The following is a 25,922-nucleotide window of genomic DNA, read 5'->3' as shown; positions in this document are numbered from 1 at the left end:
AGTTACACATATTAGTTAAATACTTCTTTTAGTTCTTCTACTGTTTTTGCGTTTAATAATTTTTCGATGTTTTCATCATTTCCTAATTTACCAGCAATCTGTGCCAATAACTTCATATGATTTCTTGCATATTCATGATCATTGCTTACGGCAAATAAGAAAATTAGTTTTACACCTTGGCCATCTAATGTTTCCCACTCGATTTCATTATTTAATTTACCAATCGCAATTCCTACCTGTGTTACAGAATCACTTTTTCCATGTGGAATCGCAACAAAGTTTCCAATACCAGTAACACCTTCTGATTCACGTAGATAAATATCTTTTACGAATTCATCAACATCTCCAATATAATTTGCATCTTTTAATTTGGCAGCCAAATGACGAATTGCTTCATCCTTATTTTTTGCCTCCATGTTTAAATCGATAATTCTTTCATCTAATACATCTTTTAATTCCATTTCCTTCTACCTCCTATTGAATTAAAAATTTATATAAATCTATGTTTGATTTCATTGATTTAATTTTTTTCAAATTTTCTTCTCTTTCTATAATCGAAATATATTCTTTATAGAAACACTGGATTCTTTTAATTTCTTCTGGAGTTGTCATTTTAAATCCTAATAAGAATACAAGATCAACTTCATCATCATTCCAGCGTATTGGTTCATCTAATACGGCAATTGATAATTTAGGTTCAATAACTTCGCTTTGTGCACCATGCGTTACACTAATATTGTTTCCAATCGAAGTTGTTGTGGCCTTTTCTCTTTCCATTACTGTTTCAAAGAAATTTGTTGAAACATATCCACGCTTTGCCATCGCTGATGACATAAAGCTTAAGAGTGATTCTTTATCCTCATACTTTTGATGTACAAAGATTAAATCTGGATCTAATAATGGATAACATTCTGGAGAGAATGATGTTACTTTTTCATCTCTGTTTTTTAGTACGATATCTATTTGTTCTCTTAGACTTACAATTCCACTGTCACTTAATAAGTTAGGAATCACAATAATTCGAGAATCCTTCACATCCAATTCCTTTTGGGTGATAATCACATCACTTGTTTTATCCCCATACAATTTATAGTCATGCGTACTCATAACACGAATCTCTTTGATTTCTGGAATTGATTTTTTTAATCGCTCCGTCAACAGTTGCGCATGTCCTCTTGAGAAATCGGCAATCAATAATACATTGAAATGACGTTTAATTCTTTCAAGTGCAGATTGTATATATAGAACAATGTAACCTACTTCATCCTCTGTTAATTGAAGACCATAATATTCTTCAAACATAATACTTATAGACATAGTAGCTCTAAATACTGTTTTATATTCAGACTTAATGAAATGTACTAATGAGTTTGTTTGAGACAAGCCATGACGAATTCTAAATATCGTTGGTCTTAAATGTATAATCAAACTTTCCTTTAGCTTTTCATCCTGCGATAAATCCACATCCAAAATATTCCCAACAACATGCAGTGACATATCTACGAATTCAATTAATTTATTGTCATATTTCTGTACTTGTTCAAGTGTTTCATCTACGGCTGAAATACCAATAAATTTTGAGCACATCATCTGAATGGCTAAAAATAACACTTCTTCATTCGAAAAGAATACATGTAGCTTTTCCTGTAGCTTCTTAAATATTGCCACCGTGAAAGGATATTCATTGTATTTTTGTAGGATTTGAATCTCTCCTCGATCTTCCACCTTTGGTGGTTCAATCTCTCTACGCTGATATGCGATACAACAATAAATAAAGATTTCATAGAATGACTCATCGGTAAAACGATAATTCCATTCATTTTCAGTTTCAATAATTGATTTTTGAATCAACTTCGTGTCCATGTTATAGAAGAAATAATCCATATTTGTTTTGATCTTTTCATTATCAAAATCACTCATGATAAAATCCTTCATCGCAACACGATATTCATTCTCATTACAATCTAAGCGATAACCTCTATTCTTCTCATTAGCGATTTTCACTTTATATGGAGCTAACCATTTTTCACATTCACGAATAACCTTCAACACAGTAGGTGCGCTCAAATACAATTCTTCAGTCAGCCTTTGTGTGGTGATTGTTTCCCATGGTCTTAATTTAAAGAATATTTTTAAAAGCTCCATTACACGATCATTATCATCATCTTTGACAACTACCGTATTTCGATTCATTAAAATCGACTGTAATTTTTGTTTCTGCTCTTCCGTACATTCCAACCACATTCCAACACGAGGCTTTTTCTGAATGACACCCATATCGTTCTCTTGAAGATATTCATTAATATCAAAAATTTTATTTCGGATAGATTTTTCTGACATACCCACCGCATCTGCAATTTGCTGTGTTGATACGACATCTCCATCAATAAGACAATTTAGTATTTCTGTATTATAGTATTGTTTTTTTGCTTCTTTCATACTCACCTCATCACCTTACACATAAAAAATAACATAAATTGTATACGCTTACGTAAAAAATCACGCCTTTTTAATGTGGTAATTTTCTTGATAATCAAAAACTTTTTACCACATTTAATGTGTTACTTTTTTAACAATTCATGTAAGGCTTCCTTTATTCGATAACATATGTCATCTACATTAGTATATTTATTTTTGAACTATAGAGCAAACGACAACAAGATTGAAATGAGCACCATTAGATTTTCTTATGAAAACGCATTATAATATGTAAAAGGATAAACATCATGTTTCATTTATTTAAAAAGAAAGAGAAAATAAAAAGAGAATTGCCACCAGGGACAATTCGTAAAGAGTTTCATTTTGAAGGAAATGTTCAAAACATCGGTTTTCGTTTTGAAGTACAAAGCCATGCCAAACCATTAGGCATTACAGGCTATGCCAAGAATAATGATGATGGAACAGTTACTGCGCAATTACAGGGAAACTTAGAAGATATTAATAGAGTCATATCAGATCTACATAATATCAATCGTATTCAGATTGATTCCATGACTGAAAAAGAGATTCCACTTGATTATTATGAGAATGATTTTATTATTCTATATTAAATTGAACAATGCTCATGATTTTGAGCATTGTTCTTTTTCATTTTCTTCTAAATATCTTAGATATACAGCTTTAGTAGCTTCTGCATCAGCAATTGCTTCTTCAATTGTGTCTCCCTCCACCACCTACGCATCCTTTTAAATCTGGATATTCAACACACCACTCTGTTTTACCATTTTCAAAATGCATAGGATATACTATCATTGCATAGTCCATACTATTTCCACCTTTCCTTTTTTTATATCATCACATAAACAAATAAAGATATCAATTCATTTATTTGAACTGATATCTTTTAACTTTATCTAGATAAGTTTGTATTCTTAGAATTCATGATCTTAAATACATCTTCTTGAGTTACCACATTAAAATCATGTTGAATCATAAGCTTTAATACACTCGCACTGATTGCAAAATCCACTGTCTTTTGAGGATCAAATCCATTGATTAGTCCATGCACAAATGCAGCGCCATACGCATCTCCAGCTCCTACAGCTTCTAAGCTGTGTACTCTATGAATTGGACTTTGGTAGAATTTACCATCTACATAATAGATTCCCATCCAATCTCCCTCTTCAACAGTATGCATATTTCTCAATACACTAGTCACACTCTTCACATTCGGGAATTGACGAGTAATTTCTAACATACCCTCTTTATACGTATCAATCTGATCAATGCCTGTAGATAAATCTCCATCAAAGGCATGAATTCCTAGTGTTGCTTCAAAATCTTCATCATTGGCAATACAGACATCTACATACTGCATCAAATCTCTCATCACAACCTGAGCTTGTTCTTTAGACCACATTTTTCCACGATAGTTTAAGTCACAAATAACTTGAACACCATTTTCCTTACAATACTTCAAAGCATTTCTTACAGTATCCTCAACATATTTAGATACAGCAGGTGTTACACCTGAAAAATAGAAAACATCTCCTGGCTCTAAGATATTTCCCCAATGATATTCGCTTGGCTGAGACAATGAGAAAGCACTAAACGCACGATCATAAACTACGTTTGTACTACGAATATCGCTTCCTTTTTCAAAGAAGTAAATTCCTAATCTGTCTCCACCTCTAACCAAATAATCCGTATTTACACCATAATGACGAACTTCACTCAACGCAGACATTCCTACTGGATTGTTTGGTACTTTCGATACAAAAGCACATTTATCTTCAAACATGGCTAGACTCACTGCAACATTAGCTTCTGCACCACCATAACTTGCCTCAAAACCATCGCTTTGCATAATACGCAAGTTTTCTGGTGTCTTTAAACGAAGCATGATTTCTCCAAAAGTTACTACCTTCATAATATATATCCTCCATAAACGCTTTAATTATACCATTTTTTAATATTTACTCATCTCAATTTTTCCATCTTTTTATGAAAGGGATTTCAAAAAAGTACTTGTATTTTGTTTTTACCTGTGCTATCATCCCTCATGTAAATAAAGGCTGTTACTGGTAATGCAGGCAAGACCAAGATATTTAAGTTGCATTTTTAATGCTCCTTTTATCTTGGTCTTTTTTATTGCCATAAGCCTGGAAAGAGGAGAATATGAATTATCAACAATTAGGAAATGATATCATTCAAAACATTGGTGGTATCGACAACATCAAACAATTAACACATTGTGCTACTCGTTTAAGACTTGAATTCTATGATATGAATAAAGTCAACACAAAGAAAATCGAATCATTAAACGGTGTAATTAGCGTCGTAGAAAAAGGTGGACAATACCAAATCGTAATCGGCAACGAAGTACAATCGGTCTTTAGAGCTATTCAATCCCAAATGAAAGATGTCCCTTCTACTTCTCATGAAGAAGCTGAAGAAGAAAAAGGAAGTGTTGTAAACCGTATTATCAGTGTTATTTCTACAACATTTACACCTGTTATCCCTGCTTTAATTGGTGGAGGTATGATCAAAGCCGTACTATCTATCCTAGTTTTATTTAACTTAGTAAATGAAGCAAGTTCTACCTATGAAATCATCAACTTTATTTCAGATGCTCCATTCTACTTTATGCCCGTACTTCTTGCGTATGGAGCCAGTCAAAAATTTAAAACAAGCCCTATCATGGCAATGACTATGGCATGTGCTCTTTTACACCCAACATGGTCTAGTCTAGTTTCAGCCGGTGAACCATTAACATTCTTTGGAGCTCCCGTTGTATTAGTCGACTATGCATCTAGTGTAATTCCTATTATTTTAAGCGTATGGATTATGTCTTATGTTGAAAAGTTTGCTGAAAAATATTCACCATCTATCATCAAATTTTTCTTAAAACCACTACTAGTAATGTTTATCTCTGTTCCTATTGCCTTAATTATTGTTGGTCCATTAGGTAACTTATTAAATGATTTAGTACAATCTGGAGCTAACTATTTAAATGCACACGTAAGCTGGTTAATTCCAATGTTGATGGGTGCCTTCCAACCATTCTTAACACTAACAGGTACTGCATGGGCTATGACACCAATCGCAACAAGTCAAATTTCTACACTTGGATATGAAATTGTAAATGGTCCTGGTATGTTGGCAAGTAATATTGCACAAGGTGGTGCTACTTTGGCTGTCGCATTAAAGGCAAAAGATGAAAACTTAAAATCACTCGCATCATCATCTGGATTTACAGCTGTTATGGGTATTACAGAACCATGTTTATATGGTGTCCTATTAAAATTAAAACGTCCATTTGTCGCATCAATGATTGGTGGAGCTGCCGGAGGTATCTATGCTGGAATCACAGGTCTAGTACGTTATGCCTTTGTTTCTCCAGGATTAACTGCCATCCCTGCATTTATTGGTAAAAACCCTATGAACGTAGTACACGCCATTGTCACAATTATCATTTCTTTCGTTGTTGGATTTGTCGCATCATGGATTCTAGGATTTAAAGAAGATGAACCACAAGAAGAAGCTATTTCTACTGCTGTTTCAAAAGATGAAGTATCTGCACCTTGCGATGGAACTGTAAAACCTTTATCTGAAGTAAATGATGATGTATTCTCACAAGAAATCATGGGAAAAGGTATCGCAATTGAACCTAGCACAGGAAACTTATATGCACCTTGTGATGGAACAATCACTGTATGTTTCCCTACTGGTCATGCGATTGGATTAAAATCAAAGAATGGTACTGAAATTTTAATGCACGTAGGTATTGATACTGTAAACCTACAAGGAAAATATTTTGATCCTCAAATCAAGGTGAATGAAGAAGTTAAAAAGGGACAATTACTATTAACCTTTGATTTAGACAAAATCAAAGAAGCTGGTTATGACACAACAACGCCTGTTATCATCACAAATTCAAAGGATTTTAATTCCATTCAAATTGAAAACCAATCAACAATTCAACACGGAAACAAATTAATTTCTTTAGACTAGGAGGTAAACCATGCACTATTCTAAATTAAAAGACTTCCCACAAAATTTCTTGTGGGGAGCATCCACTTCAGCTTACCAAGTTGAAGGTGCTGTTGCAGAAGATGGTAAAAGCCCATCTATCATTGATATGTATGAACATCCAAGTGATGTAGCTGACTTTTCTGTCGCATCTGATCATTATCATAGATATAAAGAAGATATTGCTCTATTTGCGCAAATGGGATTAAAAGCCTATCGCTTCTCAATCGCATGGACACGCATCTTACCTAACGGAACGGGTGAAGTGAATGAAAAAGGCATCGAATTTTATAACAATGTCATTGACGAGTGTTTAAAATACAACATCGAACTTGTTGTTACGATGTATCATTTTGATTTACCTTACTGCCTAGAAGAAAAGGGTGGCTGGTTAAACCGAGATACAATCAAAGCTTTTGTTGAATATGCCAAAGTATTATTCGACCACTTTGGATCAAAAGTAAAATATTGGTTAACAATCAACGAACAAAACACTATGATTTTACATCCAGGTGCGATTGGTTTGCCTAAAGGTGGAAAATTACCATCAAAGAAAGACTTGTATCAACAAAATCACCATATGATGCTTGCCCAGGCAAAAGTTATGAAATTGTTCCATAATATGGTTCCAGAAGGAAAAATAGGTCCTGCACTAAATTTAACAGCTATGTATCCTGCAACTTGTAATCCAAATGATGCGATTGCCGCTCACAACTGGGAAGTATTACGTTGTTGGAACTTTGTTGATGTATGTGCATTTGGAAAATACCACCCTTTGGCATGGTCTTACCTAACAGATCGTAATATTGCTCCAGAAATTCAAGATGGAGATTTTGAAACATTAAAAGGTGCAAACCCAGACTTTATCGCAATGAACTATTACTCAACCGCAACAATTGCTGCTAGTAAGGGTGATGCTTCGGATGTAGCGGCAAGAGCCGGTGATCAACAAATTATGTTAGGTGAACAAGGTGTATATCGTCCAAGCGAAAATCCATATGTAGAGAAAACACAATATGGATGGGTTGTTGATCCAGTTGGATTCAGATATACTTTAAGAAAGGTATACGAACGTTACCAACTTCCTATTCTAATCACAGAAAACGGAATTGGCGCCAATGACACATTGGAATCCGATGGATGTATTCATGATCAATATCGTATTGATTTTATTCAAAAGCACCTTCACCAGATGCGCTTAGCCATTACAGATGGTGTTGAAATGCTTGGCTATTGTCCTTGGGCGGCTATTGATGTTGTAAGTACACACCAGGGATATAAGAAAAGATATGGATTTATTTACGTGGATCGTGATGAATTTGATTTAAAAGAATTAAAGCGTTATAAAAAAGATAGTTTCTATTGGTACAAACAAACCATCGAAGAAAACGGAAAGAATATCTAAGTATAAGAGGTGCTTCACATGATTATTGAAAAATTTCTAAACAACAATATGCTTCTAGTGAACGATAATCATGATGAAATGATCGTGATGGGAAAAGGTTTGCGTTTTCACTATAAGGTCGGAGATGAAATTAAAAAAGAAGACATTGAAAAAACATATGTTCTTCAAGAGGGCTCAAATAAAAGCGGATATCTTCAAGTTTTAGAAAATGCACCTGACATCTATCTAGAAATTGTGCAGCATATCATTGAAACAGCTCAACTTAAAATATCTTCTCCATTCAACGAACAAATCTTTGTGACCTTGTTAGATCACTTGTTGTATGCAGTAGAAAGATATGAGAAAGGAATTATTCTACAAAATAGAATGTTGTGGGAAATCCAAAAATTCTATCCCAACGAATTTATGATTGGCCTACATGCCGTAGATTATATTAATGAAACATTAAACATTCAACTTCCTGAGGCTGAAGCTGGAAATATCGCATTTCACTTTGTGAATGCACAAATCAAATCGAATGATCTTTCAACAGAGAATGGTATGTTGATGGTTAAAATGTTAAAAGACATTTTCCAAATCATTCAATTAAATTACGGTTATACAATCGATGAAGATTCCCTTCATTATTCAAGATTTGTTGTGCATATGCAGTTTTTCTTACAACGACTTTTAGAAGATAAAATGCTTGAAAATGAAAATGATGATATATATTATTCGTATATAATCAAAAATTCTTCAGCATTGGATTGTGTCGAACAAATCGAAAAATATATCGATAAATTACTACATAAACAAATTACACGTGATGAAAAGATTTATTTAATTGTTCATATCACACGAATTACTACTCGATAAGTATCGCAAATGCGATACTTTTTCTTTTAAATTATGTGGAATTATGGAATGTGTAGCACTCTGCTTGTCAAAGTGCTAATAAGGTGTATAATGTAATCAATTTATTAAGGAGGAACACTCATGAACAAACAAAAAAAGCCTTTATATAGATATTACATGATCATATTGATTGTCATTATGGCTTTAAACTTTATCGTATTCCCTATGTTTCAACAATCCAAGCTTGAAACAACGAATTATTCCGATTTCTTAAATAAAATTGAAGAAAAGAAAGTAGATACCGTTCAAATTGAAGATCACAATATTTATTACACACTAAAGAAAGATTCAACAGATAAGACCTATAAAACAGGTGTTATGAACGATTCAGATTTAGTCAATCGATTGGATAAATCCGGAGCTAAATTTGGACAAGTCTACCAAGAACAAATGAATCCAATTTTATCGAGTTTAATTTCCTTTTTCTTACCATTAATCATTTTCTGGGCATTTGGCGCATGGATGTTTAAGCGTATGCAGAAGAAAATGGGCGGAGATGATCAAATGTCATTTTCACAAGGCTCTGGTTTTGGTCTAGGCAATCTAGGTAAGAGCAATGCCAAAGTCTATGTCGGTGAACAAACTGGAAAAACATTCAAAGATGTTGCTGGACAAGAAGAAGCGAAGGAAAACCTACAAGAAATTGTCGACTTCTTAAACAATCCAGCAAAATATAAAGAGATTGGTGCCAAGATGCCAAAAGGAGCCTTATTAGTAGGTCCTCCTGGAACAGGTAAAACATTACTTGCCAAAGCCGTTGCGGGTGAGGCAGGTGTTCCATTCTTCTCGATTTCCGGTAGTGAGTTTGTTGAAATGTTTGTCGGTAGAGGTGCCGCTAAAGTACGTGATCTATTCAAACAAGCTCGTGAAAAAGCTCCTTGTATTGTATTTATTGATGAGATTGATACCATCGGTAAAAAACGTGATGGCGCAGGAATGAACGGTAATGATGAGCGTGAACAAACATTAAACCAGTTACTTGCTGAAATGGATGGATTTGATGGTTCAAAAGGCGTTGTATTACTTGCAGCTACAAACCGTCCAGATTCATTAGATCCTGCTTTAACGCGTCCCGGTCGATTTGATCGAAGAATCCCAGTTGAACTTCCAGATCTTGCAGGTCGTGAAGCCATTCTTAAATTACATGCCAAAGATATCAAATGCTCAAACAACATTGACTTTAACGTCATCGCTAGAGCTAGTGCAGGAGCAAGTGGTGCAGAACTTGCCAACATTATTAATGAAGGTGCTTTATTAGCGGTTCGTGACCATCGTAAAACAGTAGTTCAAAAAGACTTAGAAGAAGCCATTGAAATTGTTATTGCAGGTGAACAAAAGAAGGGTGCCGTCATTTCAAATCGAGAAAGAATGATTGTTTCTTATCATGAAATTGGACATGCACTAGTAGCTGCCAAATGCAAAAACACAGCGCCTGTTCATAAGATTACAATTATTCCTCGTACAAAAGGGGCTTTAGGCTACACTATGCAAGTAGAAGAAAATGAACAAAACCTACTATCAAAAGAAGAAGCTTTCCAGAAAATTATGGTGTATACTGGTGGTCGTTGTGCTGAAGAATTGATTTTCAATTCGATCACAAGTGGTGCGAGCAACGATATTGAACAAGCTACTAAACTTGCTAGAGCCATGATTACACGTCTAGGTATGTCGGATGAATTTGGTATGACAGCCTTAGAAACAGTAAATAACCAATATTTAGGTAGCGATACATCTCTAGCTTGTTCAAATGAAACAGCTACTAAGATTGATGAGGCAACCATCGCATTAATTAAAAAAGCGCATGATGAAGCTTATCAAATTCTAAAAGACAATAAGATGAAGCTACATGAACTTGCCAAATTCTTATATGAAAGAGAAACCATTACAGGTGAAGAATTCATGTATATCTTAAATAAACCAGCTGAAATCCCAGCACAAACAAATAAAGATTAAGATGTGTGTAATGCACATCTTTTTTAAATATAATGTATTGCGAGTTTTTGCATTATATTATATTTCGTTTGATAAAAGTTTTATCAAATTGTATAATTTTAATATAATATATTGCGAGTTTTTATATTACTTTATACTAGGAGGATTTATGGAAATTCAAAGAAATCTATATTTACAGAAATTGATTGCTTGTCAACATGACGGACAAATCAAAGTCATCACAGGCCTGAGAAGATGCGGAAAATCGTTTCTACTTTTCCATCTTTTTAAAAATTATCTATTAGAAAACGGCATTGATAACCAACAAATTATCACTTTTGAATTGGATCAGATGAAAGACATTCAATATCGAAACCCCATTGAACTTTCAAAGAAAATCCATAATATTGTTGACAATACGGCACAACAATATTATCTATTCATTGATGAAGTACAAATGTCCGATGAAGTAAATAATCCTTATAATCCAAAAGGAAAAAAAATTTCTTTCTATGATATGTTAAACGACTTAAAAGAACTATCAAATTTGGATATTTATGTAACTGGCAGCAATTCTAAAATGCTTTCTAATGATATCTTAACGGAGTTTAGAGGTCGTAGTGATGAAATAAAAATTCATCCTTTCTCCTTTTCGGAATATTATTCATTTGTTGGTGGAGATAAAGAGGAGGCATTTGATAATTATTCGTTTTATGGTGGAATGCCTTTTCTACTCACAAAACAAGACGAAACCTCCAAGATTGAATATCTAGAAAACTTATTTAAAGAAGTGTATATTCGAGATATTGTAGAACGCAAACATATTGAAAGAGAAGATATTTTAAGTTCTATTATTGATTTATTATGCTCGTCTGTAGGTTCTTTAACAAATCCATCTAAAATCACTAAAGCTATCAATTCCAAACAACAACGCAGCGGAAAAGATATTGTTTATCTCCCCACAATTAATAAATATATTAATTTTTTAGAAGATTCTTTTCTTTTTAAAGAGGCTTTGCGGTTTGATGTAAAAGGAAAATCTTATTTAGATTTCCCAAAAAAATACTATTGCGAAGATATAGGATTGCGGAATGCAAGAACCGGCTTTCGACAAATTGAAATGCCGCACATTATGGAAAATATCTTATACAATGAATTAATCATTCGTGGATTTAAAATCGATGTGGGCGTAGTCTACGAAAACATTAAAACGGAAAAAGGAAACTATCGAAAAGTAGCTAGAGAAATCGACTTTATTATTCAAAAAGGAATGAAAAAATATTATATTCAATCCGCTTATGCAATGGAAAATGAAGAGAAAGTATATTCTGAATCACGTTCACTAAACATTACTGGAGACAGTTTTCCAAAAATTATTGTCAGAAGAGATATTCGTAAACGTTTTTATGATGAAAATGGAATTTTAAACATTGGCCTAATTGATTTTTTATTATCAGACAATGTTCTTTAATATAATATATTACAAGTTTTGATATTATATTATAGCAAATGCAGGGTTGAAAGCCCTGCATTTTTAATATTCTTCTTTTAAAAGAAAATCAGCCAAGTATATTATTTTTACGCCTTCTATATTGCCTGTTGATAATTCATCTAAAGTAACCACATATTTTGGATAATTATCTCTTATTTCTTCATCACAAACATCTAATCTTGTGCGTAATGCATAAAATAGAAGGATATCATTTACTCTTCACCCTTTTTACATTGTTTTAAAGCTTCCATTAACTTTGTTTCATCCAAAGGCTTAGCCAAATGCATATTCATGCCCGCAATTTTACTATTGAGCATATCTTCCACAAATGCATTGGCACTCATCGCAATGATTGGTATTTCTTTGGCATCTGCTCGTTTTAATGAACGAATCTTTCTTGTCGCATCTAAACCATTTAGTTTTGGCATCATGATATCCATTAAAATAAAATCAAACTCATTTATTTGACTCTGCTCAAATAAACTTACGACTTCTAGTCCATCCTTAGCACATGTAACTTGAATACCATTTCGTTCTAACATATATTTAACGATTTCCATATTCAAATCATTATCTTCAGCCACAAGTGCATGTAATCCTTCTAAAGAAACTGATTCTGTAAATTTAGCCTTGTTTTCAATTGGCTTTCCTAACTTAAAAGGAATCTGAATTGTAACAGTTGTACCTACTCCCTTTTCACTTTCCAAGTGGATTTTTCCATGCATGTAATCCACGAGCTTTTTGGCAATTGGCAAGCCTAGACCTGTACCTTGATATGTGGATCTACTTGAACTATTTTCCTGCGCAAATAAATCAAAGGCGTGTTTAATAAAATCTTGACTCATTCCAATACCATTATCTTTACAGCTAAATTCTAAAAGCGATGTCGAATCATCTATGATTTTTTCATTCATCCATACATGGATTTCTCCATTTTCTGGTGTAAACTTTACGGCATTCTGTACAACAATCATTAGTATTCGTGATAGATAGATTGGATATCCTCTAAAATTTGAATGACTTAACTGACCTTCATACCAATCCAAGATATATTGAATATTCTTATCTTGTGCCAATTGTTGCGCTTCTATATTCATGTTTCCCAATAGTTTAGTTACATCAAAATCCGCTTCTTCTTCTGTAAAATGATCACTTTCCAAATCGTTCATATCCAAAACGTCATTGACTAAAGAAATCAAATAATTTAAAGACTGATGGATCTTATTTCGAGTCGATTTTTGAAGTTCTAAATCATCCGGATTTTGATCTGCCATATGAAGCATACCAGAAATGCCATTTAAAGGCGTACGCATATCATGGGACATATTCTGTAAGAAACGCGTTTTTATTTTGGCTTCTCGCTTCGCCTGTTCGGCCTCAAAGAATAAATTTAATTCTTTACGCTTTGTTTCGCTAATTGTACGAATGGTTGCGATTGCCTGCGTTACCTTACCATTCTCATCTCTTTTACGAACAATATAACGCAACTTATGCCAGTTACCATCTGCCATTCGATATTCAGCTAAAATATCACCTTCTTTATCAAGTCGTGAAGCTAATGTTTTTATATCCACAAATTGATGTATGATATTTCGATATTCTGGTGCAACCTCTTGTTCGCAAACCTCATACATCCTTTTAGATGCACAACCCGACTTAGGAATAATCTCACTTCCAGAAATTCTTTCATATGTATCTGTTTCTAAATCCAATTGATAAATTGAACTATAACTTTTCGCAATGGTAGAAATCGTTTCATTACTTCTCTTCGTCTCTTCTAAGGCATCCTGCAACCTTTTCTGAGCCGCTCTTTCCTTCTCAATAATATCATCAATATAACGGAATCCTAATAATACGTGACACGACTCTTCATCTTCACTTACTTTAACTACTTTTGTTTCAAAATATTGATGATTCTGCGCATTTGGATAACTATGATAATGCTGCGTAAGACTCGCTTGATTCTTTAACAACATCTTTAAATTTTCTTTTGAAAACCACCATAAAAATTCAGGCTGCTCATCTTTAGGAATATATTTCATCGCATATTGATACGTATATTCATAAAAGTCCTTATATTCCAAATAATTTTTGATCAATTCACTCGCATTCGTTTTATCTCGAATATGAACAGGTTCAAATTTACCACTGTTAACTTCCAAATAATAGATAGCCGTAAAGTCAGAGCTTAGACTTTCTAGAATTTGTTTCTCTTCTTCCAATCGATCATTTCTTTCTTTTTCCTGTTGGACAATATCATTCACCAATTTAAATCCCAACACAAAATCATCTGTCTCTTCAGATATTTGGGCAAAACAAACCTGGAAGTAATCTACATCCCCATTATATTCTCTTTGAAAAACAACAGGATATACTTTTTCTTTCTTAATTCGTTCACGAACAACGCGATAATCCACTCGTTTTAAGAATTCCTCTTGATCTTCTTTACACACATAGTGTAATGCATATTTCTCCATGCTCTTTTGGTAATTATTTTCTTTGGCAAATTTTTCAATTGCCTCTTGAGAAATATGATTGCCTTTTTTTGACTGTTGACACAACTCCACCGTCAAATCCTGATTGACCATCCATACAGTGACATATTCATGGCTTAATCCAGAAATAAAACGTTGTTGAAGCAGTGTTTTCTCTTTATGTTTATGAATATCAATAAAGAAGCCACATACACTCACAATCTTTCCTTTTTCATTTAAAACAGGCTTTCCAATCGCACGATACCAACGATATTGTTTGTCTTTATTCTGAAGACGATACTCTACCTCATATGTTGCAGTCGAATCTTTCGAATCATGAATATTTTCAAACTCTTCTTTCACAAGATCAATATCTTGAGGATGCATATGTTGCCACAACATAGAAAATGGAATATGCGTCTCATCTTTAAATCCATAAAGCATCTCAGATAGACTTTCATTTCCTATAAACTCTACTGGCCTTTCATTATCATCAAATTGAACGCGATAACGAGCCTCACCAAGCTCTCCATATAGTGCATCATCACTATCTTCATTTATATATACCCAAACAGAAAGATTCTCGTCATCATTATAACGATCAATTTTCAAACGAATTAAAGTCCCATCCTTTTTACGATACGTAACATTCACTGGATTGCCAGAAGCTAAAATATTATATACATAATCATAGTCCAAGACTCGATCAATCACTTCTTTATAATCACAAGCTACGTATTGATCTCGATACAATTGCATCGCATCCGAATAGGAACCTTTTGTGTCTTTGGCAAAAGCACGAAATGATTCTGGAGCTAAAATATCACGAAAACAATCTGTACTTCGATCAACAATGAAAATTCCTGTGTATTTAGGTGCTATTAATCGCAAAAATTGTTCAGCATCTCTTTTTTCTTGAAGAAGTTGGTTCATAATATGGCCTCCTCATATTGATACTTCAATTATAAATGACTATTTCATATTTTTAAATCTAAATCTAACCAAAAGAAAAAGGAAGCTCAACGCTCCCTAATCACATAAGTCATACAAATCTAAAATCAATTGTTCTGTCTTTTCCCAACCAAGACAAGGATCCGTGATTGACTTTCCATATACATCTCCATCGGTTGGCTGATTTCCATCCTCTAAATAACTCTCAATCATCAAGCCCTTCACTAGCTTTTTGATATCTTCTGACTTACTTCTAGAATGCATAACATCCTTCGCAATTCGAATCTGTTCTAAATATTGTTTATTTGAATTCGAGTGATTACAATCCACAATACAAGCTGGATTCTTTAAATCGGACTTTTCATATAAATGAATCAATTCCATTAAATCTTCATAGTGATAATTCGCATGCGCATGATTAAACTTATCCACATAACCCCTTAAAATCGCATGAGCCAATGGATTACCATCCGTCTGTACTTCCCAACCACGATATACAAATCTTTGATCGGCTTGAGCCGCTACAATCGAATTCATCATAACGGTAAGATCTCCACCTGTAGGATTCTTCATACCCGCAGGAATTCCCACACCACTCGCTACAATACGATGTTGTTGATTTTCAACACTTCTTGCACCAATCGCAACATAACCTAATAAATCGGATAAATACGCGTGATTTTCTGGATACAACATTTCTTCTGCACAAGTAAAACCAGTTTGTGTAACTACATCCGTATGTAATTTACGAATCGCAATGATTCCCTTCAACATATCCTCTTCGGCATGTGGATCTGGCTGATGCAACATCCCCTTATATCCAACACCCTTCGTACGAGGTTTATTTGTGTAGACACGTGGAATCATAAAAATCTTATCTTTTACTTTTTCTTGTAATATAGCCAAACGATTCATATAATCTAAAACCGCATCTTCACGATCCGCACTACAAGGACCAATAATTAAAATTAAACGATCATCTTTTCCAGTAAAAATATCTTCAATTTCTTGATCCCTTTGTTTCTTAATTTTTTGCACCTTATAAGGTAAAGGAAACTCCTTCTTTAATTCTTCTGGAGTAGGTAACTCCTGTATCTTCTTCATATCCATGTTCAACATCCCTCTTTAATCTCCCTTTGACAATATCATATTCTAAATATTTTTTCAAAAAAAGAAAGATGAAGTCAAGCTCCATCTTATTTTAGTGATTCAACAAATTCTTTGATATGTTTAGCATCCAAACCATAATAATCCAATAAATTTGCATAACCATTCCTTTATCGGTATAATACCCCAAGTTTGACAGTTAAAAAAGTACACCCATCATTTACATGATGCAAGATTTTTTCCAAAAAATTAAGCCTTCTTTTTGTAAATAACGTTACCAATACCCTGTACAAGCTGAACAATGACAATCAATACAATGGACGTCACTACAAGGTAACTAATATCATATGCCTGATATCCTTTTCGGATAGCGATATCTCCAAGACCGCCACCACCAAGTGTACCAGCCATTGCACTCGCACCAACCATATTGATAATCAATAAAACAATACCATTTAATAGTCTAGGTACAGATTCTTTAAAATATACCTTTGTAATAATTTGCAGATCCGTAGCACCAAATGATTTTGCTGCTTCAATCACACCCGCATCTGTTTCTCTCAATGCATTTTCAAATACACGTGCAATAAATGGAATTGCGTAAATTGTTAATGGAACGATTGCCGCAGTTGTACCAATAGATTTGCCAGCAATTACACGCGTCACTGGAATTACAATTACCATTAAGATAATGAACGGAAATGAACGGAATACATTCACAATCACATCCAGAATTCCATACACAATACGATTTGGTTTCAATCCATCTTCAGCAGTCAATGTCAAAATTACCGCAGGAATAAAACCTAGTACAACCGCAATTAAAGTCGAGAAGAATACCATGTATAATGTCTGCCATGTTCCTTTTAAGATTACATCTAACATACTCATAGTACCTCCCAAGTAACATTCTTACTTTCCAAAAACTGAAATACACGCTCTTTATCTTTTTCTTGAATATTCAAGATCAACGAACCAAATACATTTTCTCTAAACTCTTCTAGTTTTGCCCAGCAGATAGAGAAATCAATGCCTAATTCTCTTGCCATTTCTGTAATTACAGGTTCATCAGAAGAATCATCTGTAAAGAACAGCTGCACATTCACACCCGCTTTTGGCAATACCTGGCCTTCTTCACCCAGGAACTTCTTCACATCTTCTGTTGGTTTCACAAATAACTCTTCTGGTTTACCCTCTGCCAAAACAACACCATGCTTTAAAAAAGCTACTCTTTGACAAATCTGTTTTACAACTTCCATCTGGTGTGTAACCACAACAATTGTGATACCAAGTTCTTCATTGATCTGCTTTAAAAGTTCAAGAATTCCATGTGTGATTCTAGGATCCAATGCACTTGTAGCTTCATCACAAAGCAAGATCTTAGGATCATTCACGAGTGCTCTAGCAATCGCAACTCTCTGTTTCTGACCACCAGATAGATTTTCTGGACGTTCATGCATTTTATCTTTCAAGCCAACAAGTTCAATTAAATGTTCAATTTTCTTTTTATTTTCTTCTGTATTTGGATTTTCATTCCAGAAGCGAAGAGGCAATGCAACATTGTCATATACATCCAATCTAGAAAGAAGATTGAAGTTCTGGAAAATCATACCCATATCTTTTCTCAGCTGGCGTAACTGCTTCTTATCATTTACATCAACTGCAGTACCATCTACTGTGATCGTACCACTATCATATGTTTCCAATCCATTGATACAGCGAAGCAATGTCGATTTACCAGCACCACTCTGTCCAATGATTCCATAGATTTCTTTTTCATGAATCTGGAGATTAATATCCTTTAATACTTCAAGTTCTCCAAAACTCTTTCTTACATTTACAAGATTTATCATCTCTACGCTCCTGTCTATTTACGCGAATATTCAGAGGGTCTCCCCTCTGAATATTACTGATTGTACTGTTATAATTTTTTGATTAGTCTACTGGATTGCCTTCTGTATCAATGAAGGAAGCAATCACAGATCCCTTATATGTATCTTCAATATATGACTTTACTTCATCAGATGTAATAGCCTTTACAAGTGCTTTTGTCTTTTTAGTATCAAGATTTTCATCCTTTACAACAACATAGTTTGTTCTCTTTACACTTGTTTCCTGGTCAAACTGTTCAACATAGATTGCTGGGTGCTTGCTTGGAAGATCAGCTTCTAAAGCATAGTTACCATTTGCGACTACTGCATCAACATCTTCAAGTGTTAATGGAACCTGTGCAGCTTCCACTGGCTGAATATCATAGTTATGAGGGTTGAGTTCTTTATTTCCATTGAATGTTGTTTCAGTTACATATTCATCTGTTCCTGGATCCTCTAATAAACCAGCCTGAACAAGTACTCTTAAACCTCTATCTAAGTTATCTGCATCATTTGGCAAGGAGATTGTTGCGCCATCCTTGAGATCCTTGATATCTGTTACTGTTGCAGAATAGATACCCATTGGTTCAATATGAACACCAACTGCAGCAGCCAGATGAAGGCCCTTAGAAGTATTCTGATCGTTCATGTAGCCTAGTGTCTGGAAGTAGTTCGCATCAAGAGAACCTTCTTCCAAAGCTGTATTTGGTGTAATGTAATCTGTAAATTCTGTCACTTCTAATGTCCAGCCATCTTTTGCGAGAACATCTTTTACGACATTATTCAAGATTTCAGCATGTGGTACTGCAGTCGCACCAACTTTGATTGTCTTGTCTTCACCGGATGTTTTTGTAGATGTGGATGAGCAGCCAACTAATGCGAATGCTAATGCTACTGTTGCGATTGTTCTGATTGCGTTTTTCATTTTTCTTTTCCTCCGTTTTCTTGTAATGCTTGAAGTAGGACGAGGTGATTCTTTCATGCTCTAGAAACAAAAAACTACGCCCCTTAGATAAGGGCGTAGTATTACGCTGTACCACCTTACTTTAAAATGACCTCACGATCATTTCCTCTTCAAGTACGCTGAATATCATCAGATATACTCTATGTCTGTAACGGGACAGCCCGTCGTGATCTACACTATCGATCACGCAGCTCCAAGACCATGTTCACCAAACCTTTCCTTATCCCCTCTCAGCATACAGGGACTCTCTTTTGAAGTTCCAACCTGGTTACTCTTCTCTTCGTTGCTTTTATGGTTACTATTTTACACTTTCTAGAAATGAATGCAATAAGTAATTAACAAAAAATTAAAAATATTACATTTTCTTTGTGAAAACTTTTTCATTTCCTTATTGAATCACATTCAACACGTCAACTTCTCATAATTTTTATACATCTATACAATAAGTTTTAAATAGACGTCATTAATGTCAGTTATATTAACAAGTCACCGATGTATCTGTTAAGCCAAACTTTATTAAATCCGGTAAATTTTAAAAAATTTGTTTCATGATAGGTTACCAAATTCATCTAAGGTAAATTAGGTATGCATGATTCTTAAAGAATTATTGACACTATTTATATCGATTAAATACTTAGATGAGTTTGGTAGCCTATCACGAAGAAATTATTTTCGAACTAGAAAAAGGACACTTATTAAAATGTCCCTAATCGATATTCTAAGATGTAATCATCCATGATAAAGCCATTACCTATATCTGTCTGTACAGAATCGATCCATTGAAAACCAAACTTCTCATATACATCTAGACTATGTTTATTGTGTTTGTTGCAAGTCAAATAAATAGATGGGTAACAATACTTTTCGGCTTGTTTCTTTACATATTCAAACATTTCAGTCGCATAATGCTTTCCTCTAGCTGAATCTTTTAAATACAATTTAGATAAGAACAAACGATCTGGTTGATTTTGTAAACCAATATATCCAATCAATTCATTACCATCATATACCTTATGATAATGATATTGTTGATGTTTGACTTGTTCTTGCATGGCATCAAAACTTTGAAAGTGTTCTACCATATAATCAATCTGTGCTTCTGAAATAATTCCAGGAAAGAATTCATGCCAAATCTTTTCGGCAAGAATAGCCACTTCCTTTAAATCACTATCATTTTTACATTCTACAATATTAATACTTTTCATAATGCACCTTTGAAGAATCAAATTTATCTTTTACAACCTCTTCTTGATCTGGATAACCAAATGAAATCATCCACATAGGTACAATTCCTTTAGGCAATTTAAAATATTGGTTTAAAGCTAAATAACGATCTTCATTTGGATACACACCCAACCAACATGAACCAATCCCCAAGCTTTTCGCTTCAACCAACATATTCTCTGTTGCAGCCGCCAAGTCTTGTTGACAATAATCCAAACTATCATTCTTATTTTTATCAGCACAAACCACGATTCCCATAGCCGCATCTTTTAGAAAGGAGGCATAAGGCGTCATTTGACTTAAATCCTTTAATGTATCTTTATTTTCTACGACAATAAACTGCCAAGGCTGACTATTTCTTGCACTTGGTGCACTAAATGCAGCCTTTAAAATTAAATCAATCTCTTCTTTTTTTAAAGATTCTTGTTTATATTTTCTTACACTCGTACGATTAAAAATTGCGTCCATACTCTTTTCTCCTTTTTTGTATTATATCACTTTTTTGAAAATTCGCTTTCATTACATACTGACTATTCTTTTCTTTGTGTTACAATACAAGAAGGAGGAATTTAACCATGTTAAAATTTGAACCATTCTATCAAGAATACGAAAGAACATTAGATGCCTTCTCATTGGCATTCTCAACAATTTATTTCGAACAAATGACAATTGCACCTAAGAAAGGAATTCCTTATTCAAATGAAATGTTGTCTAGACTATCTAAACAAGCATTTATCATTGAAAATGATCCAGAAACAATCAAAAAGATCAAGGAATACGCAAAGACATTGCCAGAAGGAAGTTTAGAAAAGAAAGAAGTCGATTATCGTCTTGAAACATTAGCTCAATCGGAAAATATCCCTAGTGATGTATATGCGGACTATGTAAAAGTAAAAGCCGACAGTGAATTGGCTTGGCATGAAGCTAAAGAAGCGGATAACTACGAACACTTCAAGCCTCATTTAATGGCAATCATGAAAGAAACACTACATCTTTTAGAATATGATCCTAAATTTAATGGAAACAATGCGTATGATGTATTATTAGACCGTTATGAAAAGGGTATGACACAAGAAAAATATGATGCATTCTTTAATAATGTTAAGGAAAAATTAGTTCCTTTGATTCATGAAATTCAAAACAAACCACAAATCAATGATGACTTACTTCATGAAACATATGATTTGGATCGTCAAGAAAAATTTATGGATGTTATTTGCGAATATATGAAAGTTGATTTTGGTAAAGTCTACCTTTCAACTACAGAACACCCATTCACAGATTTCTTCTCAAGCAACGATGCTCGTATCACAACACACTATTATCCAGACCAATTCTTAAGTGCTATCCTTTCAACTGTACACGAATATGGACACGCCCTTTATGGACTACAAATGGATCCTGCTTTCGAAGGCACAATGCTTACACAAGCCGTTGGTTCGGCTGCCCATGAATCGCAATCTCGTTTCTTAGAAAACCATGTTGGTAGAAGCCATGCATTCTGGCAAGCAAACTATGAACAATTGACAAATCTATTCCCAGAATTTAAAGATGTATCTGTTGATGAATTAGTCAATATGATCAATAAGACAGAATGTGCTTTAATTCGTACAGAAGCTGATGAATTAACATACCCATTACACATCATGGTTCGTTATGAAATCGAAAAAGAAATTGCGAAAGGCAACGTAGATTATGATAAGCTACCAGAACTTTGGGCTGATAAATATGAAGAATATTTAGGTGTTCGTCCTGCAAACTATAAAGAAGGTGTCTTACAAGATATGCACTGGTCTACAGGCTATTTAGGATACTTCCCTACATACGCATTGGGTAGTGCTTATGCTGCACAATTATATGCAACAATGGAAAAACAATTTGATGTAGAAGAAGCCCTACTCACAAACCACTTCGAAAAGATTACAGACTGGCTAAAAGACAATGTACACCATTATGCCGCAAGTAAATCTATGGCTGAAATCGTAGAAGAGGTAAGTGGAGAACCATTCAATCCAGATTACTACACAGATTATTTAATCAAAAAATACAAGAAATTATACAATCTAGACTAACAAGGAGAAGTGAGTAACATCACTTCTTTTCTTATTGATAAGAATGGTTAGTATATGGGTAGAAAGGAGCTTTATTTATGACATTTCAAGAAAGCTTTGAAAAAATGCGTTCTCTAGAACAAGACTTGACATTTCTTTCTGCCAAGACTGAATTTGATGAATCAAACATTCCATTTAAAGAAAAGAACTTAGGCATTCAAAATCAAGATGGTATTTACACGAATTTGGGACTACTTTTATCAGACCAGTGTAAACATACTATTAAAGTTGCAGTTTTTAATGGAGAAACACAGAATGTTTTTCAAGATCGAAATGAATTTACAGGTTCATTATTCAAACAAATGCACGAAGTATATTCTTATATTGATTTTAGAAATCAAAAACATTCCAACTTTTCGGGATTGAAAAGAATTGATAAAAGAGATTATCCAGAAGTAGCTATAAGAGAAGCTTTGTTGAACCTAATTATTCATCGTGAATATTCATATAGTGCAAGTTCCTTCATTCGTATGTATACAGACCAGATCGAATTTACTTCAATAGGAGGCTTATTAAAAGGAATTACTTTAGAAGACATTCAACTTGGTATTTCTGTTTGTCGAAATCCTAAACTCGCAAATATCTTTTATCGGTTAAAACTCATTGAAGCTTATGGTACTGGAATTCAAAAGATTCTTGATTCGTATTCAGAGTCTAAAATCAAGCCTCAATTTGTGACAACAGAAAATGCCTTTAAAATCATTCTTCCTAATCTAAATTATCAAAAGAAGAGTATTAAAATTATGGAAGATACAATAATTTATGATTGTCCTGAAAACAAAATATTAGAGTTTGCGAAAACACACACCCAATTCACTCGCAAAGATGTTCAAGATACATTTAACCTTTCTCAAACAACTTGTGGACGCATTTTAAACAGAATGAAAGAAGAGGGGCAAATCTCTCAACATGGTAAAGGCAAAAATACATTTTATATCCTAAATGAAAAGAAGTGATTATTCACTTCTCTTTATTTATAATCAAACAAGCCATCATTCTTTTCTTCCATAGCCTTGATGATATGATATACAAATTCATTATAAGGTGTTGGAATATTCAATTCTTTTCCCATCTTCATTATTGCACCCGAAAACATATCAATTTCCGTATGTCTTTTGGCATCCAAATCCTGTAGAGTAGAATATCTGGCTGTTTTAGGTACTGCACTACCACGAGTAGCACTTGGATCCGCCTTTGACATATCTATACCTTTAGCTTTGGCGATAGCTTCCAATTCATCCTTTAATCCAGACTGTATAGCTTTCATATGTATACTATCCGAGTAGCATCCAACTCCTGCTCCAAGAATAGCTTGAGGTAAGTTTTTCGTTACATTTAAACGAAACTTACTCCATATTTCTTCCTGAATATAGGAAGTCATTCGATAGTGGAAATCACTTTGTCTGAACAATTGATTAACTTCTTCATTTTCCTCAAGTACAATTCCAATCGTTGTTTCTGGATCAAATACATATCCATTACCTTCTTTATGACTGGCAACTTTAACTAATGAATATACCATATGCTGCATACCAATCTGATTCCCAATAATTTGTTCACTATCCACACCATTCATTAAAGACATGACTAAAGTATGTTCATCCACAATTTGTTGAATATCTTCTAAAGCATTTGGTAAAGCATTATATTTTAAACATACAATGAGTAGATCTACACCATGAGCTTCTTTGGGTGTTAATACTTCTGGACGATAAATGACACCATTGATTAAACAACCATTCTTTTTTAATTTTTCATATCGTTCATCTTTTGCGACTACACTCAACTGTATATCGCACTTTGATAATCCATAAATACAATAGGAGCCTACTGCTCCAGCCCCTAATATCGCTACCGATTTAATTGTCATGTACTTCACTCTTTCCTTTTAAATGACCATGGTATTTATCTTTTATATATAGACCTAACAAGATTCCAACTACATATAGAGAGATATCCCCTAAATCAAATACACCTCTATGAAAGATCAACTGCATAAATTCACATAGAAAGCCAATGAATACCGAAACAATAAAGTTTTCCTTGTTTGATGAAATAAATAGGCCATTCACCCATGGCATAAACATAAAGTAGCCGATATTAAATGCGAATACGATCCATTCTGTCCAAGAACCATAATAGATTTCTCTAAGACATGCGAAAGGATTCAATTGAATAATACTAATGCCTTGATCATAGCGAATCAATAGGGCAATGATCAAAAATAAATAGTATACAAAGAAAAACATCGCTCGATGTTTCACGTTCCAGTTTTTCGTGAAAAACATCAACGCATCATATATAACGACCAATTCAATGCACCATACGACAAATTGAATTGGATACCATCCCATGCCAAAAATTTCCATTAAAACAGCTGTGACGTAATAATGAATGAACAAGGATAAAACTAAACTTAAAATTAAGTATCTCCAATTTTTCATTTTAAAGTCCCCTTATTTTCCTTTTATTATGCCACATCAAGCTTTAAAATTCATTAAAAATCTAAAATTGAAGCATCCCAACCCATATCACGATAGCCTTGTTTACAACGTTCCATATACGAATCACTAGGTTTACATATAGGGAAATGATCATACATTCTGTAGATAAAGCCAGTCATTGTTTCATTGTTTTCTAATAATACCTTTTCTTCAAAACAATCATACAAATATGGATAATCCTCATATTCATCTAGACTTTTCTTATCACTTTCACTCACATCCCATACCGCTACACGAACAAAATCCCCTTTTTTCTTATCAACCGTTAAATACGCTCGTCCAGGATTTCCACGATAGGTTAGTGTATAGTCTTCAAGTCTTGCCAAAGATACAAACTTTGCATCTTTACAACGACTTTTCATTTCTTCCTTATTTAAATTACTTCCATACGCAATATAATACATATCTTTCTCCTAAAGAAAATAGGATGACGAATCATCCTATACAGATTGTTGACAAAAGCCTATACCTTTACGTAAGGAAATAGGCTTTTTATTGTATATAGGCAATTTTCGAAATGAA

At 33.8% G+C, this 25,922-nt stretch carries 21 protein-coding genes and 1 other annotated feature; of the genes, 8 read left to right on the top strand and 13 right to left on the bottom strand.

The genetic code is table 11. From position 1 onward, the window contains the following. Window positions 1–11: 11 nt before the first annotated feature. Window positions 12–461, bottom strand: coding sequence for a fructose PTS transporter subunit IIA (locus Q0F04_RS03215; protein ID WP_117992444.1), 450 nt, complete (start codon window positions 459–461; stop codon window positions 12–14). Window positions 462–474: 13 nt separating this feature from the next. Beyond that, entirely contained in the window at window positions 475–2,439 is a 1,965-nt protein-coding gene (locus Q0F04_RS03210) for a BglG family transcription antiterminator (RefSeq protein WP_295750078.1), read from the bottom strand. A gap of 287 nt (window positions 2,440–2,726) precedes the next feature. Here Q0F04_RS03210 and Q0F04_RS03205 point away from each other — a divergent pair, with 287 nt between their 5' ends. Continuing rightward, the gene (locus tag Q0F04_RS03205) at window positions 2,727–3,050 is read left to right on the top strand and encodes an acylphosphatase (protein WP_295750075.1); all 324 of its coding nucleotides are present in this window, start codon (window positions 2,727–2,729) and stop codon (window positions 3,048–3,050) included. A gap of 299 nt (window positions 3,051–3,349) precedes the next feature. On the opposite strand, the gene Q0F04_RS03200 is transcribed toward Q0F04_RS03205, so the two are convergent. Next, complete coding sequence (locus tag Q0F04_RS03200; protein ID WP_295750072.1) at window positions 3,350–4,369, bottom strand: sugar kinase; 1,020 nt, start codon at window positions 4,367–4,369, stop codon at window positions 3,350–3,352. 248 nt (window positions 4,370–4,617) lie between these two features. On the opposite strand from Q0F04_RS03200, the gene Q0F04_RS03195 reads away from it, so the two are divergent. From Q0F04_RS03195 to Q0F04_RS03175, 5 genes are all read left to right on the top strand, one after another. Continuing rightward, window positions 4,618–6,453: a beta-glucoside-specific PTS transporter subunit IIABC gene (locus tag Q0F04_RS03195; protein ID WP_295750069.1), complete on the top strand. Its 1,836-nt coding sequence runs from the start codon at window positions 4,618–4,620 to the stop codon at window positions 6,451–6,453. A 10-nt stretch (window positions 6,454–6,463) separates the two neighbouring features. Next, window positions 6,464–7,876, top strand: coding sequence for a glycoside hydrolase family 1 protein (locus Q0F04_RS03190; protein ID WP_295750066.1), 1,413 nt, complete (start codon window positions 6,464–6,466; stop codon window positions 7,874–7,876). An 18-nt stretch (window positions 7,877–7,894) separates the two neighbouring features. Then, window positions 7,895–8,731, top strand: a complete 837-nt coding sequence (locus Q0F04_RS03185; RefSeq protein ID WP_295750064.1) for a PRD domain-containing protein — start codon at window positions 7,895–7,897, stop codon at window positions 8,729–8,731. Between the two features lie 120 nt (window positions 8,732–8,851). Beyond that, window positions 8,852–10,723, top strand: coding sequence for an ATP-dependent zinc metalloprotease FtsH (ftsH, locus tag Q0F04_RS03180; RefSeq protein ID WP_295750061.1), 1,872 nt, complete (start codon window positions 8,852–8,854; stop codon window positions 10,721–10,723). A 148-nt stretch (window positions 10,724–10,871) separates the two neighbouring features. Further along, entirely contained in the window at window positions 10,872–12,173 is a 1,302-nt protein-coding gene (locus Q0F04_RS03175) for an ATP-binding protein (RefSeq protein ID WP_295750058.1), read from the top strand. Window positions 12,174–12,406: 233 nt separating this feature from the next. Here the strand turns inward: Q0F04_RS03175 and Q0F04_RS03170 are convergent, their stop codons facing one another. The 7 genes from Q0F04_RS03170 to Q0F04_RS03140 form a co-directional block, all read right to left on the bottom strand. Next, a complete protein-coding gene (locus tag Q0F04_RS03170; protein ID WP_295750055.1) occupies window positions 12,407–15,601 on the bottom strand; it encodes a PAS domain-containing hybrid sensor histidine kinase/response regulator in 3,195 nt (1,064 codons plus the stop codon). Window positions 15,602–15,697: 96 nt separating this feature from the next. Beyond that, window positions 15,698–16,729, bottom strand: a complete 1,032-nt coding sequence (locus Q0F04_RS03165; RefSeq protein ID WP_366510366.1) for a 3-deoxy-7-phosphoheptulonate synthase — start codon at window positions 16,727–16,729, stop codon at window positions 15,698–15,700. A 246-nt stretch (window positions 16,730–16,975) separates the two neighbouring features. Further along, window positions 16,976–17,611, bottom strand: a complete 636-nt coding sequence (locus Q0F04_RS03160) for a methionine ABC transporter permease (protein WP_040466373.1) — start codon at window positions 17,609–17,611, stop codon at window positions 16,976–16,978. Window positions 17,612–17,613: 2 nt separating this feature from the next. Continuing rightward, entirely contained in the window at window positions 17,614–18,579 is a 966-nt protein-coding gene (locus Q0F04_RS03155; protein WP_295750045.1) for a methionine ABC transporter ATP-binding protein, read from the bottom strand. 82 nt (window positions 18,580–18,661) lie between these two features. Continuing rightward, window positions 18,662–19,522 (bottom strand): MetQ/NlpA family ABC transporter substrate-binding protein, encoded by an 861-nt coding sequence (locus Q0F04_RS03150; protein WP_295750041.1) that lies wholly within the window; start codon window positions 19,520–19,522, stop codon window positions 18,662–18,664. An 86-nt stretch (window positions 19,523–19,608) separates the two neighbouring features. Further along, window positions 19,609–19,854: a binding site (T-box leader), on the bottom strand. A gap of 402 nt (window positions 19,855–20,256) precedes the next feature. Beyond that, entirely contained in the window at window positions 20,257–20,766 is a 510-nt protein-coding gene (locus Q0F04_RS03145) for a GNAT family N-acetyltransferase (protein ID WP_295750037.1), read from the bottom strand. Continuing rightward, complete coding sequence (locus Q0F04_RS03140; protein ID WP_295750034.1) at window positions 20,753–21,253, bottom strand: nitroreductase family protein; 501 nt, start codon at window positions 21,251–21,253, stop codon at window positions 20,753–20,755. Before Q0F04_RS03140 ends, Q0F04_RS03145 begins: the two co-directional genes overlap by 14 nt. Before the next feature lie 107 nt (window positions 21,254–21,360). Between Q0F04_RS03140 and Q0F04_RS03135 the strand changes: the two genes are divergently transcribed. Continuing rightward, the gene (locus Q0F04_RS03135) at window positions 21,361–22,857 is read left to right on the top strand and encodes a carboxypeptidase M32 (RefSeq protein ID WP_295750030.1); all 1,497 of its coding nucleotides are present in this window, start codon (window positions 21,361–21,363) and stop codon (window positions 22,855–22,857) included. 77 nt (window positions 22,858–22,934) lie between these two features. Next, on the top strand, window positions 22,935–23,852 hold the full coding sequence (locus Q0F04_RS03130; protein WP_295750027.1) for an ATP-binding protein: 918 nt from the start codon (window positions 22,935–22,937) through the stop codon (window positions 23,850–23,852). A 14-nt stretch (window positions 23,853–23,866) separates the two neighbouring features. On the opposite strand, the gene Q0F04_RS03125 is transcribed toward Q0F04_RS03130, so the two are convergent. Genes Q0F04_RS03125 through Q0F04_RS03115 form a run of 3 tightly spaced genes read right to left on the bottom strand, consistent with a single transcriptional unit; the run spans window position 23,867 to window position 25,804 of the window. Then, entirely contained in the window at window positions 23,867–24,766 is a 900-nt protein-coding gene (locus tag Q0F04_RS03125) for a 2-dehydropantoate 2-reductase (protein ID WP_295750024.1), read from the bottom strand. Beyond that, entirely contained in the window at window positions 24,756–25,340 is a 585-nt protein-coding gene (locus tag Q0F04_RS03120) for a hypothetical protein (protein ID WP_295750021.1), read from the bottom strand. The genes Q0F04_RS03125 and Q0F04_RS03120 overlap by 11 nt, the downstream gene beginning before the upstream one ends. A 53-nt stretch (window positions 25,341–25,393) precedes the next feature. Continuing rightward, complete coding sequence (locus Q0F04_RS03115) at window positions 25,394–25,804, bottom strand: gamma-glutamylcyclotransferase family protein (RefSeq protein ID WP_295750018.1); 411 nt, start codon at window positions 25,802–25,804, stop codon at window positions 25,394–25,396. Window positions 25,805–25,922: the final 118 nt, after the last annotated feature.

It is taken from the genome of uncultured Holdemanella sp. (assembly GCF_934772795.1).
Classification (GTDB): domain Bacteria; phylum Bacillota_I; class Bacilli_A; order Erysipelotrichales; family Erysipelotrichaceae; genus Holdemanella.
Note: the sequence above shows the minus strand (reverse complement) of the source record. Positions and strands in the feature narration are given on the sequence as shown.

Bases quoted from the DNA above. Each gene is read 5' to 3' on its own strand.
- Q0F04_RS03155 (WP_295750045.1), bottom strand. From the start codon at position 18,579: ATGATAAATCTTGTAAATGTAAGAAAGAGTTTTGGAGAACTTGAAGTA.
- Q0F04_RS03170 (WP_295750055.1), bottom strand. From the start codon at position 15,601: ATGAACCAACTTCTTCAAGAAAAAAGAGATGCTGAACAATTTTTGCGA.
- Q0F04_RS03175 (WP_295750058.1), top strand. From the start codon at position 10,872: ATGGAAATTCAAAGAAATCTATATTTACAGAAATTGATTGCTTGTCAA.
- Q0F04_RS03210 (WP_295750078.1), bottom strand. From the start codon at position 2,439: ATGAAAGAAGCAAAAAAACAATACTATAATACAGAAATACTAAATTGT.
- Q0F04_RS03185 (WP_295750064.1), top strand. From the start codon at position 7,895: ATGATTATTGAAAAATTTCTAAACAACAATATGCTTCTAGTGAACGAT.
- Q0F04_RS03160 (WP_040466373.1), bottom strand. From the start codon at position 17,611: ATGTTAGATGTAATCTTAAAAGGAACATGGCAGACATTATACATGGTA.
- ftsH (WP_295750061.1), top strand. From the start codon at position 8,852: ATGAACAAACAAAAAAAGCCTTTATATAGATATTACATGATCATATTG.
- Q0F04_RS03190 (WP_295750066.1), top strand. From the start codon at position 6,464: ATGCACTATTCTAAATTAAAAGACTTCCCACAAAATTTCTTGTGGGGA.
- Q0F04_RS03135 (WP_295750030.1), top strand. From the start codon at position 21,361: ATGTTAAAATTTGAACCATTCTATCAAGAATACGAAAGAACATTAGAT.
- Q0F04_RS03120 (WP_295750021.1), bottom strand. From the start codon at position 25,340: ATGAAAAATTGGAGATACTTAATTTTAAGTTTAGTTTTATCCTTGTTC.
- Q0F04_RS03125 (WP_295750024.1), bottom strand. From the start codon at position 24,766: ATGACAATTAAATCGGTAGCGATATTAGGGGCTGGAGCAGTAGGCTCC.
- Q0F04_RS03200 (WP_295750072.1), bottom strand. From the start codon at position 4,369: ATGAAGGTAGTAACTTTTGGAGAAATCATGCTTCGTTTAAAGACACCA.
- Q0F04_RS03205 (WP_295750075.1), top strand. From the start codon at position 2,727: ATGTTTCATTTATTTAAAAAGAAAGAGAAAATAAAAAGAGAATTGCCA.
- Q0F04_RS03165 (WP_366510366.1), bottom strand. From the start codon at position 16,729: ATGGATATGAAGAAGATACAGGAGTTACCTACTCCAGAAGAATTAAAG.
- Q0F04_RS03130 (WP_295750027.1), top strand. From the start codon at position 22,935: ATGACATTTCAAGAAAGCTTTGAAAAAATGCGTTCTCTAGAACAAGAC.
- Q0F04_RS03150 (WP_295750041.1), bottom strand. From the start codon at position 19,522: ATGAAAAACGCAATCAGAACAATCGCAACAGTAGCATTAGCATTCGCA.
- Q0F04_RS03145 (WP_295750037.1), bottom strand. From the start codon at position 20,766: ATGAAAAGTATTAATATTGTAGAATGTAAAAATGATAGTGATTTAAAG.
- Q0F04_RS03215 (WP_117992444.1), bottom strand. From the start codon at position 461: ATGGAATTAAAAGATGTATTAGATGAAAGAATTATCGATTTAAACATG.
- Q0F04_RS03115 (WP_295750018.1), bottom strand. From the start codon at position 25,804: ATGTATTATATTGCGTATGGAAGTAATTTAAATAAGGAAGAAATGAAA.
- Q0F04_RS03140 (WP_295750034.1), bottom strand. From the start codon at position 21,253: ATGGACGCAATTTTTAATCGTACGAGTGTAAGAAAATATAAACAAGAA.
- Q0F04_RS03195 (WP_295750069.1), top strand. From the start codon at position 4,618: ATGAATTATCAACAATTAGGAAATGATATCATTCAAAACATTGGTGGT.